The organism is Geobacter hydrogenophilus, assembly GCF_018501225.1.
GTDB classification, from domain to species: domain Bacteria; phylum Desulfobacterota; class Desulfuromonadia; order Geobacterales; family Geobacteraceae; genus Geobacter; species Geobacter hydrogenophilus.
This window is the reverse complement of record NZ_JAHCZI010000004.1, coordinates 248472-266957: the sequence shown is the minus strand read 5'-3', so window position 1 is coordinate 266957 and position 18486 is coordinate 248472. Positions and strand designations below refer to the sequence as shown.

Annotated in this window: 14 protein-coding genes; 7 read left to right on the top strand and 7 right to left on the bottom strand. The window is 62.2% G+C overall.

The window, feature by feature from the left end:
- Positions 1 to 145: 145 nt before the first annotated feature.
- From rsmG to rpmH, 7 genes are all read right to left on the bottom strand, one after another.
- Complete coding sequence (rsmG, locus tag KI811_RS09455; RefSeq protein ID WP_214186227.1) at positions 146 to 808, bottom strand: 16S rRNA (guanine(527)-N(7))-methyltransferase RsmG; 663 nt, start codon at positions 806 to 808, stop codon at positions 146 to 148.
- Position 809: 1 nt separating this feature from the next.
- The gene (gene mnmG / locus KI811_RS09450; RefSeq protein ID WP_214186226.1) at positions 810 to 2684 is read right to left on the bottom strand and encodes a tRNA uridine-5-carboxymethylaminomethyl(34) synthesis enzyme MnmG; all 1875 of its coding nucleotides are present in this window, start codon (positions 2682 to 2684) and stop codon (positions 810 to 812) included.
- A 151-nt stretch (positions 2685 to 2835) separates the two neighbouring features.
- Entirely contained in the window at positions 2836 to 4209 is a 1374-nt protein-coding gene (gene mnmE / locus KI811_RS09445; protein WP_214186225.1) for a tRNA uridine-5-carboxymethylaminomethyl(34) synthesis GTPase MnmE, read from the bottom strand.
- A gap of 8 nt (positions 4210 to 4217) precedes the next feature.
- Complete coding sequence (gene yidC, locus KI811_RS09440) at positions 4218 to 5825, bottom strand: membrane protein insertase YidC (protein ID WP_214186224.1); 1608 nt, start codon at positions 5823 to 5825, stop codon at positions 4218 to 4220.
- A gap of 19 nt (positions 5826 to 5844) precedes the next feature.
- On the bottom strand, positions 5845 to 6054 hold the full coding sequence (gene yidD, locus KI811_RS09435; RefSeq protein ID WP_214186223.1) for a membrane protein insertion efficiency factor YidD: 210 nt from the start codon (positions 6052 to 6054) through the stop codon (positions 5845 to 5847).
- On the bottom strand, positions 6048 to 6398 hold the full coding sequence (rnpA, locus tag KI811_RS09430; RefSeq protein ID WP_214186288.1) for a ribonuclease P protein component: 351 nt from the start codon (positions 6396 to 6398) through the stop codon (positions 6048 to 6050). The genes yidD and rnpA overlap by 7 nt, the downstream gene beginning before the upstream one ends.
- 55 nt (positions 6399 to 6453) lie before the next feature.
- Positions 6454 to 6603: a 50S ribosomal protein L34 gene (gene rpmH / locus KI811_RS09425; protein ID WP_214186222.1), complete on the bottom strand. Its 150-nt coding sequence runs from the start codon at positions 6601 to 6603 to the stop codon at positions 6454 to 6456.
- A gap of 280 nt (positions 6604 to 6883) precedes the next feature.
- Between rpmH and dnaA the strand changes: the two genes are divergently transcribed.
- From dnaA to KI811_RS09390, 7 genes are all read left to right on the top strand, one after another.
- Positions 6884 to 8236, top strand: coding sequence for a chromosomal replication initiator protein DnaA (dnaA, locus tag KI811_RS09420; protein WP_214186221.1), 1353 nt, complete (start codon positions 6884 to 6886; stop codon positions 8234 to 8236).
- Positions 8237 to 8459: 223 nt separating this feature from the next.
- Entirely contained in the window at positions 8460 to 9581 is a 1122-nt protein-coding gene (gene dnaN, locus KI811_RS09415) for a DNA polymerase III subunit beta (protein ID WP_214186220.1), read from the top strand.
- 82 nt (positions 9582 to 9663) lie between these two features.
- Entirely contained in the window at positions 9664 to 10761 is a 1098-nt protein-coding gene (recF, locus tag KI811_RS09410) for a DNA replication/repair protein RecF (RefSeq protein WP_214186219.1), read from the top strand.
- A 10-nt stretch (positions 10762 to 10771) separates the two neighbouring features.
- On the top strand, positions 10772 to 13159 hold the full coding sequence (gene gyrB / locus KI811_RS09405) for a DNA topoisomerase (ATP-hydrolyzing) subunit B (protein WP_214186218.1): 2388 nt from the start codon (positions 10772 to 10774) through the stop codon (positions 13157 to 13159).
- A gap of 36 nt (positions 13160 to 13195) precedes the next feature.
- Positions 13196 to 15769 carry a DNA gyrase subunit A gene (gene gyrA / locus KI811_RS09400; protein ID WP_214186217.1) on the top strand — a complete coding sequence of 858 codons (2574 nt, stop codon included), beginning with the start codon at positions 13196 to 13198 and terminating at the stop codon, positions 15767 to 15769.
- A gap of 73 nt (positions 15770 to 15842) precedes the next feature.
- On the top strand, positions 15843 to 17414 hold the full coding sequence (locus KI811_RS09395; RefSeq protein ID WP_214186216.1) for a HEAT repeat domain-containing protein: 1572 nt from the start codon (positions 15843 to 15845) through the stop codon (positions 17412 to 17414).
- A 31-nt stretch (positions 17415 to 17445) separates the two neighbouring features.
- On the top strand, positions 17446 to 18453 hold the full coding sequence (locus KI811_RS09390) for an NAD(P)H-dependent glycerol-3-phosphate dehydrogenase (RefSeq protein ID WP_214186215.1): 1008 nt from the start codon (positions 17446 to 17448) through the stop codon (positions 18451 to 18453).
- Positions 18454 to 18486: the final 33 nt, after the last annotated feature.

Genomic DNA, 18486 nt, shown 5'->3' with positions numbered 1-18486 from the left:
TCGTTTTCCGAGGCCGATTGTGCCCAAAAAAGCGGCACCCACATTTTTAATGTGACGGGTTTTTTAAGACAGAGACAGGGTAATGGCTACCTTATACCCAAAAACCGTTTACACGCAAATTTAGAGCACCTAAACCCAAAAGTGCCTATGAAGCGTTTTTTCGTCCCATGACGATGAGGCTTCGCTTGTCGCCGGAAAACGGAAGAGGAAATTCCATTACCTGACGAATCTCCACGCCAAGGATCTCCAAGGCGGGACCGGACGTCTCGGCCTCCTCGCGGCCCGCCTGCCCCTTCATGGCGATGATGGTGCCGCTGGGGGCGAGAAGGGGTAGCGCCATATGGACAAAGGTGGGGATGTCGGAGAACGCCCGGGAAACAACCCAGTCGAAGTGGCCGGCGAACCGCCCCGCCAGTTCCTCCCCCCGGGCATGGATCGCCTGAAAGTACGAAAGCCCCAGGAGCCTCCCCACATGGCGTTGGAAGATGATCTTCTTTTCCACTGCGTCAACTGACACCGCTTCGCTCTTCGGATGAAGGATGGCAAAGGGGATGACCGGAAAGCCGCCGCCGGACCCGAGATCCAGGAGCCGCCCCCCCTTCCCGACCGCGCGGCAGAGAGAGAGGGAATCCACGAAGTGCTTGAGGGCGATCTCCCGCTCGGTGGTGATGGCGGTCAGGTTGATCTTGTGATTCCACTTCCGGAGCTCAGCGGCAAAGAGGGCAAATTTCCCCAGTTGGGCCGACGTGAGTTCCACGCCCAGCTGGGTCGCTCCGCGCATCAGGAGGTCCTTGGCTTCCTGGTCCATGCTACCCCCGGGCCTTGAGGGCAAGAGACAGAATACCCACCGCCGCCGGGGTCACCCCCTGGATGCGGGAGGCCTGCCCCAGGGTGTCGGGACGGAATTTGGCCAGCTTCTCCCGCACTTCGGCCGAGAGGCCGGGGATGGCACCATAGTCGAATCCGGCGGGAATAGGGGTCCCTTCCAGCTTTCGGGCCCGCTCCACCTGGTCCAGCTGCCGCTCGATGTACCCCTGGTACTTGATCTGGATCTCCACCTGCTCCCGCACCGCCGGCGGCACCTCCGCCGCGTGAGGGTCAATGCGGCACAGTTCCTCGTAGGTTATATCGGGACGCCGCAGGAGTTGCTCGTACGTGAGCGCATTCTGGAGAGCAGTCAGGGAGAACGTGGAAAGGAAGTCCGGATCCGCCTCGGAGGGGAGGAGTTTCGTTCCCTTGAGCCGAGCAAGCTCGGCTCCGATCCGCTCCCGTTTCTTCTGGAACCGTTGGTACTCTCCTTCCGCAACGAGCCCCACGGCGTGGCCCCGCTCCCGGAGCCGCAGGTCCGCGTTGTCCTCCCGCAGAAGCAGCCGGTACTCGGCCCGGGAGGTGAACATCCGGTAGGGTTCCCGGGTGCCAAGGGTCACGAGGTCGTCGATCATGACGCCGATATAGGCCTCGCTCCGGTCGAGAACCAGGGGATCATTTCCCTGCACCCGCAAGGCGGCGTTGATGCCGGCCATGAGCCCCTGCCCCGCAGCCTCTTCATACCCGGAGGTGCCGTTGATCTGACCGGCGTGGTAGAGATTGCGGACGAGCTTCGTCTCCAGGGACGCATGGAGTTGGATCGGATCCACATAATCGTACTCGATAGCATAGGCGGGCCGCATGATCTCCACCCGCTCCAGCCCCTCGATGCTCCGGTAGAAGGCCCACTGGATGTCGATGGGAAGCGACGTCGAGAGCCCCGAAGGGTAGTACTCCACCGTGTCTCTTCCCTCGGGCTCCAGGAAGGTCTGGTGGCGGTCCTTTTCGGGGAACCGGACCACCTTGTCCTCGATGGAGGGGCAATAGCGAGGGCCAATCCCCTCGATAACCCCGGCATAGAGGGGCGAGCGGTCGAGGCCCGAACGAATGATATCGTGGGAGCGGGGGTTGGTGTACGCAATGTAACACGGTACCTGGGGCTGGCCGATCCGATCCGTGGAAAAGGAGAAGGGAACCGGTGGGTCATCACCGTGCTGGGGCTCCAGGCGCGAGAAGTCGATGGTGCGGCCATCGAGGCGGGCCGGGGTGCCGGTCTTGAGACGCCCCACGGCGAAGCCCAGCTCCCGGAGCTGGTCCGACAGCCCCACGGACGGCAGATCCCCTGCCCTCCCCCCCGGGTAGTTGGTGAGCCCCACGTGGATGAGTCCGCGCATGAAGGTGCCGGTGGTAAGGATGACGCTGGCGCCGCGATAGCGAACCCCCACCCTGGTGTCGACCCCCCGCACCACTCCCCCTTCGACCACGAGGCCGGTCACCTCGGCCTGTTTGAGGGAGAGCCGCTCCTGCTGCTCCATGACCTGCTTCATCCGGAGACGGTAGTGCTGCTTGTCGGCCTGGGCCCGGGATGCCCGGACCGCTGGCCCCTTGCGGGTGTTGAGGATGCGGAACTGGATGCCGGTGGCGTCGATGTTCTTCCCCATCTCGCCGCCGAGGGCGTCGATCTCCTTCACCAGGTGCCCCTTGGCGAGCCCGCCAATGGCTGGGTTGCACGACATGAGGGCAATAGCGTCCAGATTGATGGTAAGGAGCAGCGTCTCGCACCCCATGCGGGCCGCCGCCAGGGCCGCCTCGCAGCCAGCGTGGCCCGCCCCCACCACGATGACGTCGTACTGTTTATCGTAGTCGATGAATTCCATCTCTTGCGTATGACCTCAACCCTGTTTCACAGGAGGCGATAATGGATACGGTATCCCAGCAAATTAATCAGTGGCAGCAAGAAGTTAACCACGATGTTTCACGTGAAACATCCAGCGCCATGATACCCGTTACAGACCCTCTTCGTCAAACCTACTTCCCGATACAGAACCGCTGGAAGATCATGTCGAGTATATCATCGGGGGTAGTTTCACCGGTGACCTCCCCAACCGCATCGAGGGCGTCCCTCAGATCAACCGCCAGAATTTCGAGTTCGTGGCCTACGGCAAGGTTTTCGAGAAAGACGACGATTCTACCTCTAGCCTTTTCCAGCGCGTCCCGGTGACGGGCCTGGGAGAGGGCAACATACTCCCGGCTGTCAATGGCATGACCGTGGATGAAGGTATCGAAAATGGCCTCGCGCAGGTCGTCTATGCCGGCCCCGGTGGCGGTGGAGATTGGCACGTTGCGCACCCCTTCAAGGTCGCCGGGGAGACAAAGGGAAGCAGGGAGGTCGCTCTTGTTCACTACGACGATGGAGCGACGACCCGCCAGGGCGTCGAGAATCATCCGGTCATCGTCGTCATAGGGGCGGGAGCCGTCAAGGACGAAGAGAATCAGGTCGGCCTGGGGTATCTTCTCCAGGGTGAGACGGACCCCCTCCTGTTCGACAATGTCCTCGGTTTCCCGGATACCGGCGGTGTCCAGCATCCGGAGCGGCAGACCCCGGACGTTCACCACCTCCTCTATGATGTCGCGGGTGGTGCCGGGGACCGACGTGACAATGGCCCGCTTCTCCCGCAGGAGCGTGTTGAGGAGGCTCGATTTCCCCACATTGGGCTTGCCGGCGATGAGAACCGAGACACCTTCCCGGAGCACCCTCCCCTCGTCAAAGCCGTCGAGAAGTTCATCGATCCGGGCGAGGGCCTCCCGGGCCCTTGCCTCGATTTCACCCTGGGTGGCGGAATCCACTTCCTCTTCGGGGAAATCGATGAATGCCTCGATAAGGGCGAGACCATGCCGAAGGCTACCCTGGACCGCATCGAGCCGCTCGGAGAGGCGCCCTTCCCGCTGGTGCTGGGCCAGGGAGAGCGCGGCCTCGGTCTTGGAGCGGATCACGTCGATGACCGCCTCGGCCTGCACCAGGTCGATCCTGCCATTGAGAAATGCCCGCCGGGTGAACTCCCCCGGTTCGGCCAGACGCGCGCCGCACCGGAGCACCGCGTCGAGAACCCGTCGGGTTACCAGATATCCCCCGTGGCACTGGATCTCAAGGACATCTTCCCGGGTGTAGGAACGGGGTGACACCATGAGGACCGCCATGACCTCGTCGACGGAGTCCGCAGTATCGGGATCCATCACCATGCCATAATAAAAACGGTGACTCTCAAAGTCACCGTTCTCATTGCCTCGCCGTACGATCCGCCGGGCAATGGCAGGGGCATCGGGACCGCTCACGCGGATAACGCCGATCCCCCCCTCCCCTACCGGCGTACCGATGGCCGCTATGGTATCTTCCACGTACATGGGAGTTTCTACTTCGCCTCGGAGGCAGCAATACTCTTGTTGATGTAGGACTGCTGGACAATGGTCAGGACGTTGTTCACGAGCCAGTAAAGGACGAGCCCCGACGGAAAGTTCAGGAACATGAAGGTGAAGACCACCGGCAGGGCCATCATCATCTTCTGCTGCATGGGATCCATCTGGGACGGCGTCATCTTCTGCTGGATCACCATGGTGATCCCCATGATGATGGGAGTCACATAGTAAGGGTCCTTGCCGGCGAGATCCTGGATCCAGAGCATGAACGGCGCATGCCGCAGTTCGATGGAAAACATGAGGGCCTTGTAAAGTGCGAAGAATACCGGGATCTGGACAAGCATCGGGAGACATCCGCCCACCGGATTCACCTTGTGGGCCTGATAGAGCTCCATGATGGCCTTGTTCATGGCGTCACGGTCGTTCTTGTACTTCTCCCGCACCTCCTGCATCTTCGGCTGAAGCTTCTGCATCTGCTTCATGGACTTGTAGCTGGAGTGGGTAAGGGGATAAAAAAGAATTTTAAGGATCACCGTGATGATGATTATGGCGATTCCGTAGTTGTGGACGTACTTATAGAAGAACTTGAGGCTATGGAGGAGCGGCTTGGCGAGCATGGCGAACCAGCCGAGGTTGATGGCCCGCTCGAGACTGTTCCCTTGAGCCTTGAGAATATCAAGGTCCTTGGGACCGAAGTAGAGGCGATAAACAACGGATTTGGACTCGCCGGGGTTCAGGGAGGTCTCCGGCGCGGTGACGGTGTCCTCAAGCATCCCCCGGGGGGTGCTGCGGACAGCGGCCGAGGCGATGCTCCCCCCCTGGGCCACGACAGCCGAAAGGAAATACTTGTCGGCAAAGCCACTCCAGAGAGGCGCACTGTAGCTCTTCCCCTGGCCGACCAGGTCCTTGATCTTCTCCTCCGCAAGCTTGTCCTGGGCAAAGGTCACCGGTCCGAACGTCTCAAGCCGGCTCTCTTTTGCCCGGGGGACCGCCGGATAGGTCATGACTGTCTGGAAGGCCGCGCCAACCCGGGCTGTTCCAGAGTTAGTCGCCTGGTAAGTCATATCGATGCCGTAGTTCCCCCCCTGAAAGGTATAGACCTTGCGGACTGTGACGCCGGCAGGCGAAATCCAGGTGAAGGCCAGCTCCTTCTTCTCCCCTGCTCCGACGGTCAGGGAGTCGGTGCTCGGCACGAAGAGAGCGGACGGATCGAGGCCGATGCCGGAGGCTCGGGTAGAGAGAGTGTAGGCGGACGGATCGCGCTCGTCCACCAAGGTGACGGGTTTGCCATTGTGGTCGGCGGTTTCCCGGTACTTCTTCAGGACCAGACGGGTCAGACTACCCCCCTGGGTCGAAAAGACCGCCGTATAGTCGGGTGCCTCGACGGCAATCTCTTTCTGCTGGGCGCTGACCGCTGCCGTGGGAACAGGCGAAAGGGGCGGAGCTGCTGCAACAGTCGCCTGGGTCGCAGCGGGTGCGGGAGTGGTCACCGCCTGCTGGGGGGACGGCGCCGGTGCGTCCTTCTTCGGCGGGGGAAACAGGGCCGAGTACCCGTAGAAGAAGATAATAGAGAGTATAACTGCGATCAAAGCCCTTTTTTCCATGTCAGCTCCTGATGGATGGTTACTTGACGGGATCGTAGCCACCGGGGTGGTACGGATGACACTTCATGATCCGGACGGCACTGTACCACAGACCCTTGAGAAGGCCGTGCCGCATGAGCGATTCCTTGGCGTAGGTTGAACAGGAGGGATAAAAGCGGCAGGTGGGCCCGGTGAGGGGCGAAAGGTAGCGCTGGTAGATGCCGATGATCTGAATGAGAATCTTCAGCATGATCGTGTTATGCCCGCGAGGCGCTCCACAACCCGGTCCAGTTCCTTGCAGACTCCCTGGTAGTCGAGCTTGTCAGCTCCCCTTCGGGCAATTATGTTGATGTCGAGGGGAGGAAAGAGCGCCTTGTGCAGTCGATAGTACTCCCGCACAAGGCGCTTGATCCGGTTTCTGGTTACCGCATTGCCTACCTTGCGGCTTACGGTGATGCCAATACGACAAGCTGTATCAGGCCCCGCTGCCCAAAGAACAAGGAAGCAGGGGGTGCTGATTTTGCGCGCACTCTCCGAGAGCCTGAGAAAATCGACTCTTTTGAGCAGGCGCTCGTCTTTGGTAAACGTGAACAGAGGAATTCCCCCGCTCCATCGGTCCGCCTCCAGGCGTCGGAAGGCAAACGGAGGATTATTTGCCGGCGATGGTCACCGCAAGACGCTTGCGCCCCTTGGCACGGCGACGCTTGATGACGAGCCGGCCGTTCTTGGTGGACATGCGTACACGGAAGCCGTGGGTGCGCTTCCGGGAAGTGTTGCTGGGCTGAAAGGTCCTTTTCATATGCTATCTCCCTGAATCAGTGTCTCTTTAGCTGATATTGCAAAGAGAGTATCTTTAATCACAGCAACCTTTGTCTGTCAAGTACAAATTTACCTCTACACGGTACATTTGGCCTTGCAAACGCCCCTCTCCTCTGCTAGTCTCCTCTATCCTGAGGCTACATCCAGCCTGTCCAGAATAGTAGCTTTTCCACTTCCAATACCTCAATTTATCAACAAAAATCCAGTTATTCACACCTGTTGACAACCATGTGTATAACTGGTCCCCGAGACTACCCTCTATGGAAGACGTTTGGCTCCAGGCACAATCCAATCTGGCCAAGGTGCTCACGCACCAGACCTTCACCACCTGGATAGAGCCAATCAGGTTCGCCGGAGCCCATAAGAATACTCTCCTCCTGGAGGCCCCCAACCAGTTCATCAGGGACCGGGTCAGGGAGAGCTATCTTCCCATGATCCTCGAATCGGTCCGCTCCCTCACTGACTCCCACTTCCAGGTTGAACTCCAGGTGGCGGCCCGGCAACAGGAAAAGGCAGCGAAAAGCCCGCGCAAAAGCCGCACAGAGGATGAGCTCGGGCCCGTTGAGACGGAAAAAAGCGCGCCCGCCGAATTTTCCACCAATCTGAACACCAAGTATACCTTCGACACCTTCGTCTGCGGCGGGAGCAACCAGTTCGCCCATGCAGCGGCCCTGTCGGTGGCCAACAACCCGGCCGGCAAGTACAATCCGCTTTTCATATACGGCGGCGTGGGTCTGGGGAAAACCCATCTCCTGACGGCCATCGGCAACCAGGTCCTGGTCAAGAACCGCAAGGCCCGGGTCTGTTTCTACACCTCCGAGAAATTCATGAACGAGCTCATCAACTGCCTCCGTTACCAGAAGATGGAGCAGTTCAGGAACAAGTTCCGCAAGATGGACCTCCTCCTCATCGATGACATCCAGTTCATCGCCGGCAAGGAACGGACCCAGGAGGAGTTTTTTCACACCTTCAACGCCCTCTACGAGTCCCACAAGCAGATCGTGGTCACCTCAGACAAGTTTCCCAAGGACATCCCCGGCCTGGAGGAGCGGCTCCGCTCCCGCTTCGAGTGGGGGCTCATCGCCGACATCCAGCCCCCGGACACCGAAACCAAGGTGGCCATCCTCAGCAAGAAGGCCGATTCCGACGGCATCCGCCTCCCGGACGACGTGGCGCTCTTCCTTGCCTCCAGCGCCAGCACCAACGTGCGGGAGCTGGAAGGGATGCTGATCCGCCTCGGGGCCGTGGCGAGCCTCACGGGAAAGAACATCACCCTCGACATGGCCCGGGAGGTCCTGAAGGACATCATCGTCGACAAGACCAAAGAGATCACCGTGGAGATGATCCAGAAGTATGTGGCCGACCACTTCAACATCAAGGTGGCGGAGCTGAAGTCGGACAAGCGCCTGAAGGCCCTGGTGGTGCCGCGCCAGATCGCCATTTACCTCTGCCGTGACCTGACCAAGGCCTCGTACCCGGATATCGGGGAAAAGTTCGGAGGGAAGGACCACTCCACCATCATCCACTCGGTGAAGAAGGTGGACAAGCTCCTCTCCCAGGATTTCGAGCTGAAAAGCACCATCGAGACCCTGCGCAAGGGACTGTTGAACTAAAGGGGACAACTCTGTGAATGGAGGGGCCGTTTGTGGACAACCTTCCAGTCCTTGACTGTCCGCTCCGGGATAACCCCGCAGCCGTCAACAGGGGAGCCCCGAAAAAAATTGTGTTGCTATCGTGAGTTATCGGGTTATCCCCGGATCCACACCCCCTATTGCTTCTACTAAGCTTAAAAAAAGCATAACCATACTAATCTGCATCTGTTGACAAGGAGGAGAGATGGAATTCAAGATCGACAAGGAAACCTTCTCCCGGGCTCTCCAAAAGATCCAGGGAATCGTCGAAAAGAGGAACACCATGCCGATCCTCTCCAACGTCCTTATCGAGGCCCATGCCGATCGAATCGAGCTGACGGCCACGGACCTGGAAGTGGGGATGAAGAGTTCCTACGAAACGACCGTCACCCGGGAGGGACGAATCACCGTCTCAGCCAAGAAGCTCCATGAGATCGTCAAGGAGCTCCCCGAGGAGGTCATCTCCTTCGCCACCAAGGAGAACGACTGGGTGGAGATCCGTTGCGGCAAGGCCCACTTCAGCATCGTCGGCCTCTCCCCCGAGGAGTTTCCCTATTTCCCCAAGGTGAACGAAGAGAGCCTGATCCGGATCGAAGGGGCGCTCCTGGCCGACATGATCGAGAAGACCGCCTATGCAATCTGCTTCGACGAGACCAAGTACAACCTGAACGGCACCTTCGTGAAGGCCACCGTGGAGGACGACCGGCCGATCCTCAGGATGGTGGCCACCGACGGCCATCGCCTCTCCATCGCCGAGAAGGAGTTCCACGGGGCCGTGGGGCCTGAGATGGCCAAGGGGGTCATCTTCCCCAAGAAGGGTATCTTCGAGCTCAAGAAGATCTGCGAGGAAGCAACGACCCAGGAACTGGCCCTCGGCTTCATGGACAACAGCGCCGTCATTAAGAAGGGGAACACCGTGGTGGTGATGCGGCTCGTGGACGGTGAATTCCCCGACTACACCCGCGTGGTGCCGGTCGCCAACGACAAGATCGTGACGGTTGCCCGGGATCCGTTCCTCCACTCCCTGCGGCGGATGTCGATCCTCTCCAGCGAGAAGTTCAAGGGGATACGGATGGAGCTCAACGGTGCCCAGATGGTCATCTCCTCCAGCAACCCGGAACTGGGGGAGGCATCGGAGGAGTTGGAGGCTTCCTATAGCGGCCCTCCCCTCTCCATCCGCTTCAACGCCAAGTACCTCCTGGATGTCCTGGCGGTCCTCAGCGAGAGCGAAGTGGCGCTGGTGCTTCGGGATGAGCTATCGCCGGCCATCGTGAAACCGGCCGCGGTCGACGGTTTCACCGCGGTGATCATGCCGATGCGCCTGTAGGAAACAGTAACCGGCAGCCACGGAAGGCGAAGGCCCCTCCCCGGGAGAGGCCTTTTGCCGTTCTTTCGGCTATAGAAACACCATGTTCGTGACGAAGATCCAGATCAGTTCCTTCCGGAACATAGCCGCAGCGGAAATCCGCTTCAACCGGCGCTTCAATGTCCTCCACGGCGCCAACGGCCAGGGGAAGACCTCGGTCCTGGAGGCCATCTACCTCCTGGGGACCATGAAGTCGTTTCGCCTCGCCAAGACCCCTGATCTCGTCACCTGGAACACCCCCCATGCGCTCCTGCGGGGATGGGCCGAGCGGGACGGGGTCGGCAGGGAGATCGCCCTCTACCTGGGGAAGGAAGGCCGAAAAGCGAGGGTCGACCAGAAGCCGGTGACCCGTCTTGCCGATTTCTTCGGCAACGTGAACGCCGTGGTCTTCTCCCCCGAGGAGATCGCCATGGCCCGCAGCGGCCCGGATCTCCGGCGCCGCTACCTGGACCGGGCCATATTCAGCGGGGATCTGGGGTACCTGCTCCTCCACCACGAGTACCACCGGCTCCTCAAGCAGCGCAACGCCCTGCTGAAGCGGGGAAGTCGCGAGGGGCTCGATATCTGGACTAATCAATTGGCCGAGGCCGGGACCCGGCTCATGGTGAAGCGGATGGGGTACCTGGCCGAGATAGAGCCGCTGGTCCGACGGTTCTACCGGGAGATTGCCGGGGGAGAAGAAGAGGCGGGGCTTGCCTTCCGTCCCCACCTCACGGCCCCCGACCAGGTGGCCCGGGAGGGAACAGACGCGCTCCTGGCCCTCTTCGGGGCCCACGAGGCCGAGGAGCTCCGCCGGGGAACCACCGTGGTGGGCCCCCACCGGGACGACGTGGACTTCGTCCTGAACGGCCGGGTGATACGCACCCACGGCTCCCAGGGGCAGCAGAGGAGTTTCGTCCTGGCGCTGAAAATGGCAGAGATCGAGTACCTGGAGCGGCTCAATGGGGCACCGCCAGTGCTCCTCCTGGATGACATCTCGTCGGAGCTGGACCCCCAGCGCAACGCGAATCTCATGGCCTTCCTCCGGGAAAAGCGGATGCAGGTCTTTATCACCACCACCGATGTCTCAACCCTCCGCCTGGAGGGGATCGCAACCCACGCGTCCTTTCACGTTTCACGTGGAACGGTGACGCCTTCATAGAGGGAGAAGTATGGCTGACGAACTGACTAACGACTACGGCGCGGACAAGATCAAGGTACTGGAGGGACTCGAGGCGGTCCGCAAGCGTCCCGCCATGTACATCGGCTCCACCTCGGCCCAGGGGCTCCACCACCTGGTCTACGAGATCGTCGACAACTCCATCGACGAGGCCCTGGCCGGCTACTGCAACGAGGTGAACGTCACCATCCACCTTGACGGCTCCCTTACGGTGGTGGACAACGGCCGCGGCATCCCCACCGACATCCACCCCACGGAGGGGAAGCCGGCGGCGGAGGTGGCCCTCACGGTCCTCCATGCGGGGGGCAAGTTCGACAACACCTCCTACAAGGTCTCCGGCGGTCTCCACGGGGTCGGGGTCTCGGTCGTGAATGCCCTCTCCAAGAAGCTGGAGCTGGGAATTCGCCGCGACGGCAAGGTGTACCACCAGTCCTATGCCTTCGGCGCCCCCCTGACCCCGCTGGAAGTGGTGGGTGAGACCAAGAAGCGGGGGACCAAGATCACCTTCCTCCCCGACGACACCATCTTCGAGACCACGGAATTCTCCTTTGACGTCCTCTCCCAGCGGCTCCGTGAGCTTGCGTTCCTGAACGCCGGGGTCCGGATCACCATCGCCGACGAGCGGGAGGAGGGGAAACACCACGACTTCCACTACGAGGGAGGCATCGTTTCCTTCGTGGAGTACCTGAACAAGAACCGGACCGCGCTCCACCCGAAACCGGTCTACTTCAAAGGGGAAAAGGCCGGCATCGAGATGGAGATTGCGTTCCAGTACAACGACTCCTACGACGAGAAGGTCTTCTCCTTTGCCAACAACATCAACACCCACGAGGGTGGCACCCACCTGGTGGGGTTCCGGGCGGCCCTCACCCGCTCCATGAACACCTACGCCGCGGCCAACGAGCTCATGAAGAAGGAGAAGGTATCCATCTCCGGCGAGGACCTGCGGGAGGGGCTCACGGCGGTCATCTCTGTGAAGATCCCCCAGCCCCAGTTCGAGGGGCAGACCAAGACCAAGCTCGGCAACTCCGAGGTGAAGGGATACGTGGAATCCCTCATGAACGAACAGCTGGCGGTCTTCCTGGAGGAAAACCCCAAGATAGCCAAGGACATCATCGGCAAATCCATCGAGGCGGCCCGGGCCCGGGAAGCGGCCCGCAAGGCCCGGGAGCTGACCAGGCGCAAGGGGGCCCTGGACATCTCCAGCCTCCCCGGCAAGCTGGCCGACTGCCAGGAGCGGGACCCAGCGCTGTGCGAACTGTATCTCGTCGAGGGTGACTCCGCCGGCGGCTCTGCCAAGCAGGGGAGGGACCGGAAGTTCCAGGCCATCCTGCCCCTCAAGGGTAAGATACTCAACGTGGAGAAGGCCCGTTTCGACAAGATGCTCTCCTCCCAGGAGATCGGCACCCTGATCACGGCCCTGGGGACCGGCATCGGCAAGGAAGACTTCGATGTGGCCAAGCTCCGCTACCACCGGATCATCGTCATGACCGACGCCGACGTGGACGGCTCCCACATCCTGACGCTCCTCCTCACCTTCTTCTTCCGGCAGATGCCGGAGGTGGTGGAGCGGGGGCACCTCTACATCGCCCAGCCTCCACTCTACAAGGTAAAGCGGGGGCGCAAGGAGCTCTACCTGCGCAACGAGGCGGCCATGCAGGCATACCTCCTGGAGGAGGGGACCGAAGATATGGTCCTCTTCCTGGAGAGCGGCGAGAAAACCTACAGCGGCAAGCAGATTATTCCGATCCTCAAGCAGCTGGTGGAGTACCGGACCATCCTGGACAAGGTGGTGCGGAAGGGGATCAACGAGGAGCTCATCCGGGTCTTCCTGCGGCTTGGGGTCAAGGCCGGCATCGAGGACATGGAGCAGTTGGTGCCGTTCCTGGCGAATATCTCCCGGGTCTATGAAGGTGGCGATTCCAGCCCCCTGGACGACGGGCGGGTCATCGTGCGGCTCGGCAACCTCCGGATCGCCCTCGACCAGCACACCCTCGACCTTATCGGCTCCTACGAGTACGGGCTCCTGGTGGAGAGCTTCCGGAAGGTGCGGGAGATGTTCGGCGACGGGCGGGCCATGGTCTCCAGCGAGGGGAAGGAGCTCTTCTCCACCACCATCGGGCTCGACCTCCTCTCCTTCTTCATGGACAGCGCCAAGAAGGGGCTCTCCATCCAGCGCTACAAGGGTCTCGGCGAGATGAACCCGGATCAGCTCTGGGAGACCACCATGGAGCCCACCAACCGGACGCTCCTCCAGGTGAAAATCGAGGACGCCATCGAGGCCGACACCATCTTCACCATTCTCATGGGTGACCAGGTGGAGCCCCGCCGGGACTTCATCGAGCAGAACGCCCTGAACGTGTCGAACCTCGACATCTGATGACCGATACTACGTGGAACTATCCGAGGAACCATAATGCTTGAACATACCCTGAACAAGACAGCCGTCAACATCGAAGACGAGATGAAGCGCTCGTACATGGACTACGCCATGAGCGTCATCATCGGCCGGGCCCTCCCCGACGTGCGGGATGGCCTCAAGCCGGTGCACCGGCGCTGCCTCTACGCCATGTACGACATGGGGAACGATTACAACAAGCCCTACAAGAAGTCGGCCCGGGTGGTCGGTGACGTGATCGGTAAGTACCACCCCCACGGCGACACGGCGGCCTACGACACCATCGTACGGATGGCCCAGGACTTCTCCCTGCGTTACCCCCTGGTGGACGGCCAGGGGAACTTCGGCTCCGTGGACGGCGACTCCCCGGCAGCCATGCGCTACACCGAGATCCGGATGGAGCAGCTGGCCCACGAGCTTCTGAACGACCTGGAGAAGGAGACCGTGGACCTGGGGTTCAACTATGACGGCTCCCTCACGGAACCTTTGGTCCTCCCCTCCAAGTTCCCGAACCTTCTGGTGAACGGCTCCTCCGGGATCGCCGTCGGCATGGCCACCAACATTCCCCCCCACAACCTTTCGGAGGTGATCGAGGGGATCATCGCCACCATTGCGAACCCGCACATCAGCTTCGAGGAGCTCCTGGCCCTCATCCCCGGCCCCGACTTCCCCACGGGCGGGTTCATCTACGGTAGAGAGGGGATACTCCAGGGGTACCGGACCGGTCGCGGCATCGTCCAGATGCGGGCCAGGGCCAGCATCGAGACCCACAAGAAGACCGAGCGCCAGTCCATCATCGTCACCGAGATCCCCTACCAGGTGAATAAGGCGAACCTCATCACCAAGATCGCCGAGCTGGTGCGAGAGAAGAAGCTGGAGGGGATCAGCGACATCCGCGACGAGTCCGACCGGGACGGGATGCGGATCGTCATCGACTTGAAGAGGGACGAGAATCCCCAGGTGATCCTCAACCACCTCTACAAGCAGACCCAGATGCAGACCTCCTTCGGCATCAACATGCTCGCCATCGTGGCGGGACGGCCGCGGGTCCTGACCCTTCGGGACGCCATCGGCCACTTCATCGACCACCGCCGCGAGATCGTCACCCGGCGCACCATCTTCGATCTCAAGAAGGCCGAGGCCCGGGCCCATATCCTGGAAGGCTACAAGATCGCCCTGGACTGGCTCGATGCGGTCATCGAGCTGATCAGGGGGTCCAAGACCCCGGCCGAGGCCAAGGAAGGGCTCATGTCGGGCCTCTTCTCCGACGAGGAGTGGCTCGGGAAGATGGGGCTCACGCTCCCGGCCATCCACAGTCAGTACCAGAAGCCGGTCCGGCTCACCGAGGTCCAGGCCCAGGAGATCCTGAACCTGCGGCTCCACCGCCTCACGGGCCTGGAGCGGGACAAGATCCTCCAGGAGTACGACGATATCCTTAAGTACATCGCCCGGTTGAAGGAGATCCTCGCCTCCGAGGCGGAGATCCTCAAGATCATCGTGGGTGAGCTTCGGGAGCTGAAGGAGAAGTTCGGGGACGAGCGCCGCACCGAGATCGTGGACCGGAGCGCCGAGATATCCCTGGAGGACACCATCGTCGAGGAGGACGTGGTGGTCACCGTCTCCCACACCGGCTACATCAAGCGGACCGCCGTCTCCCAGTACCGTTCCCAGCGCCGTGGGGGGAAGGGGAAGACCGGCATGAAGACCAAAGAGGAGGATTTCGTCGAGCACCTCTTCGTCGCCTCTAGCAAGGACTTCATGCTCTTCTTCACCGACGCCGGCAAGGTCTACCAGATCAAGGTCTACGAGATCCCCGAGGGGGGCCGGGCCACCCGGGGCAAGGCCATCGTCAACCTCCTGAACCTCCAGGAGAACGAGCAGATCACCGCCATCCTCTCGGTGAAGGGATTCGACGACGAGCGGAACATCCTCATGGCGACCCGTCTTGGCGTCGTGAAGAAGAGCCCCCTGCGGGAGTACGCCAACATCCGGAGCGGCGGCATCATCGCCGTGAACCTGGACGAGGGGGACAAGCTCATCGCCGTGGCCCTCACCGACGGGCGGCAGGATGTCCTCCTGGCCTCCAGGAACGGCAAGTCGATCCGCTTCCACGAGGATGATGCCCGTCCCATGGGGCGCGTATCCCGCGGGGTGCGGGGGATGACCCTGGAGGACGACGATGTGGTGATCGGCATGGAGGTCATCAACCCGAGCGCCACCGGCTCCACCATCTTCACCGTCACCGAGAACGGCTTCGGCAAGCGGACCGAGCTGGACGAGTACCGGGTCCAGTCCCGGGGCGGTAAGGGGATCATCACCATCAAGACCACCGAGCGCAACGGCTGCGTGGTGGACATCATGCAGGTGACCGACGAGAACGACCTCATGCTCATCACCGACCAGGGGAAGATCCTCCGGATACCGGTGGCCCCCTTCTCGGTCATCGGCCGCAATACCCAGGGGGTCAGGCTCATGACCGCCGAGCAGAACGAGCGGATCGTGGCCGTGGCCAAGCTGGCCGAAAAGGATGAGGGAGACGAGGGACCTGACGGCGGCGACGACCTTCCCGAGGCGGAGGTTGTCGAGGAGTAGCCGCGACGGACAGCGACCCGAGACCGGATTATGCGTATTTCCGGTCCTGGTCCCTGGTCCCCGGTCCCCGCCTATGAAAAGTAATCGCAGCATCGACACGAGCCTCCGGGAGCGCCACACGATCCTGAACCTCCTGGAGGAACTGACAAAAGAAACCGTCACCACCGACGAACTGACCAGGATCGGCACCACGCTAAGGGCGGCGGGACGCCGGGCCCTTTCTCCCCTCTTTCGGCGCATCTGGCGGGAGAAGAACGACGCGGTCATCTCCCGCTACACCACGCTCCTCAGCTTCTTCGAGGATGACGGGTGGCTGGAGCAGCTGATCCAGGTGGTCCTCACCCGGAAGGACCTGGAAGGACCGGCCCGGTCGGCCCTCATCCAGGCACTGGCCGGCTATGGGGTGGACGTGTCCGCCCCCCCCTTCGCCCAGGCCGTGGACGGGAACGGAGGCTCCCTTCGGCTTGCGGTTCCCCGGCTCCTTGACCGGGGGGAGGAAGGGCTCATCGTTTTCATGGAGGAGTTCGCCGCTTACGGCCTGGAGGCCCAGAAGGCCATCGTCCGGGAGCTTTGCTTTGTGGACGACCCCCGGGTGGTGGATCTCTTCGGGGTCCTCCTGGCGTTCGATGAGCCGGATACCCACCGGGAGATCATTGAGACCCTGGGGAGGGTCAGATTCCCCGGGGCTGCGCGTCTGCTTCGGCGTTATCTGGCCGAAGCGCCCGAAGAGCACCGTTCCCTGGCCGAGCGGAGCCTGCGGAGGCTGGGGTTCCTGGGGGTCGACGCCGGCGCCGGCGGAGCGGAACCGCAGCTGCCGTTCCATGCCACGTGGGCGAGCCCCCCCGATGCAGCGGGACTCAGCTGCCTCCTGGTGGCGCGCTGGACGGCGTCCGATCGTCTCGACGTTCTCTTCATGGAGCTCCACGAGACCGACGGGATGCGGGATGCCTGGGGATGGAGCGGCCTGACGCCGGACGAATACGGGGATATCGTGCGGGAAAACGCCGTGGAAGAGACCCTGGTGACGGTGGACCCGGGCTACGCGGCCGATTTGGTCGGGGATGCCCTGGAGCGGAGCCATGCGAGCGGCTTCTACCTCCCCCCCGAGTTCTACGTGCGGCAGCGGATCCTGTCGGGGCTCGACGTGACCCCGCGTCCCTACGTCCCCTCCTTCGGGGGGATGGAACTGGCCGGGGCGGATCGCCCGGACCTCGTGGCCGGGAGCGCCGGGCTCCTGGACGACTGGTTCTTTGACGGCTGGTTCTTCTTCGACAGCCGGACCCGGCTTCTGGCCGATGAGCTGGAGCGGTTCGGCGACGAACCCTTTGCCCGGGAGGACGAGGCGGCCGTCGACCGGTTTCTGGAGCAATGGTGCCGCCAGGAAGTGGCCCCCCGCGTGGAGCGGATCGTCCGGCGGCTCTTCCTCACGGCCGACCTCATGGTCCGCGCCGGCCGGGAGGAGCACCCGGTGATCCAGACTGTGGCCTGCGCGGTGAGCCTCTCCCGGGGGATCATCCCCCTTCATCGGCACCCCTTCCTGCGGCGCTGGCTCCTGGAACTGATCGGCATGGTCCGGGAGGCCCGGGCCGAAGGGTACCAGTTCCCCCCCACCCCTTGGGACGACGAGGACGGGGAGTGGGACTGAGAAAGTAAACAACATGAGCGAGGGACTGTCCATGGGCGAGAAAATCGGAGTCATCGGCGCGGGGAGTTGGGGAACGACCCTGGCAAATCTTCTGGCAAAGAAGGGGCTGGACGTCACCCTCTGGGCCTATGAGCCGGAGCTGGTGGCGGAGATGCGGGCCACGCGGGTCAACACCCTCTTTCTCCCCGGCATGGAACTCGCTGCCGGCCTCGCCTTCACCAACTCCCTTGAGGAGGCGGCTGCGGGGAAGGATGTGCTGGTTCTCGTCTCCCCCTCCCAGGTCATGCGGAGCGTCCTGATCCAGCTCGCTCCGCTCCTCCGGCCCGGCGTTACCCTCGTGAACGCCTCCAAGGGGATCGAGCTCGATACCCTCATGACCATGGATCAGGTCTGCGCCGCCGTCCTTCCACCGGAGGTCGCCGGCCGCTTCTGCGTCCTCTCGGGCCCCAGCTTCGCCCGGGAGGTTGCCCAGGAGATGCCCACGGCGGTGGTGGCGGCATCCGCCGACCCGGAGGCGGCTTCCCTGGTCCAGCGCCTCTTCACCGCCCCCTATTTCCGGGTCTACACCAACAGCGACGTGGTTGGGGTCGAGATCGGCGGGGCACTCAAGAACGTCATCGCCCTGGCTGCGGGAATTTCCGATGGTCTGGGGCTCGGCCACAATACCCGGGCCGCCCTCATCACCCGGGGGCTCGCCGAGATGAACCGCCTGGGCCGCGCCATGGGGGCGGATCCGGCCACCTTCGCCGGGCTCGCCGGCATGGGGGACTTGGTCCTCACCTGCACCGGCGACCTCTCCCGCAACCGGACCGTGGGGATGAAGCTGGGCCAGGGGATGCGCCTTTCCGAGATACTCGGCGAGATGCGGATGGTGGCCGAGGGGGTGAAGACCGCCGAGTCGGCCTGGCGTCTCGCCGGCCAGGTGGGGGTCGACATGCCCATCACCGAGAAGGTCTACCAGGTGCTCTACGAGGACAAGCCGGCCCGGCAGGCGGTCCTTGAACTCATGACCCGCGACCCGAAGGCCGAGCGGGGATAGGAACCCGAGTCCCCACACCCGTCGGAGGGTATG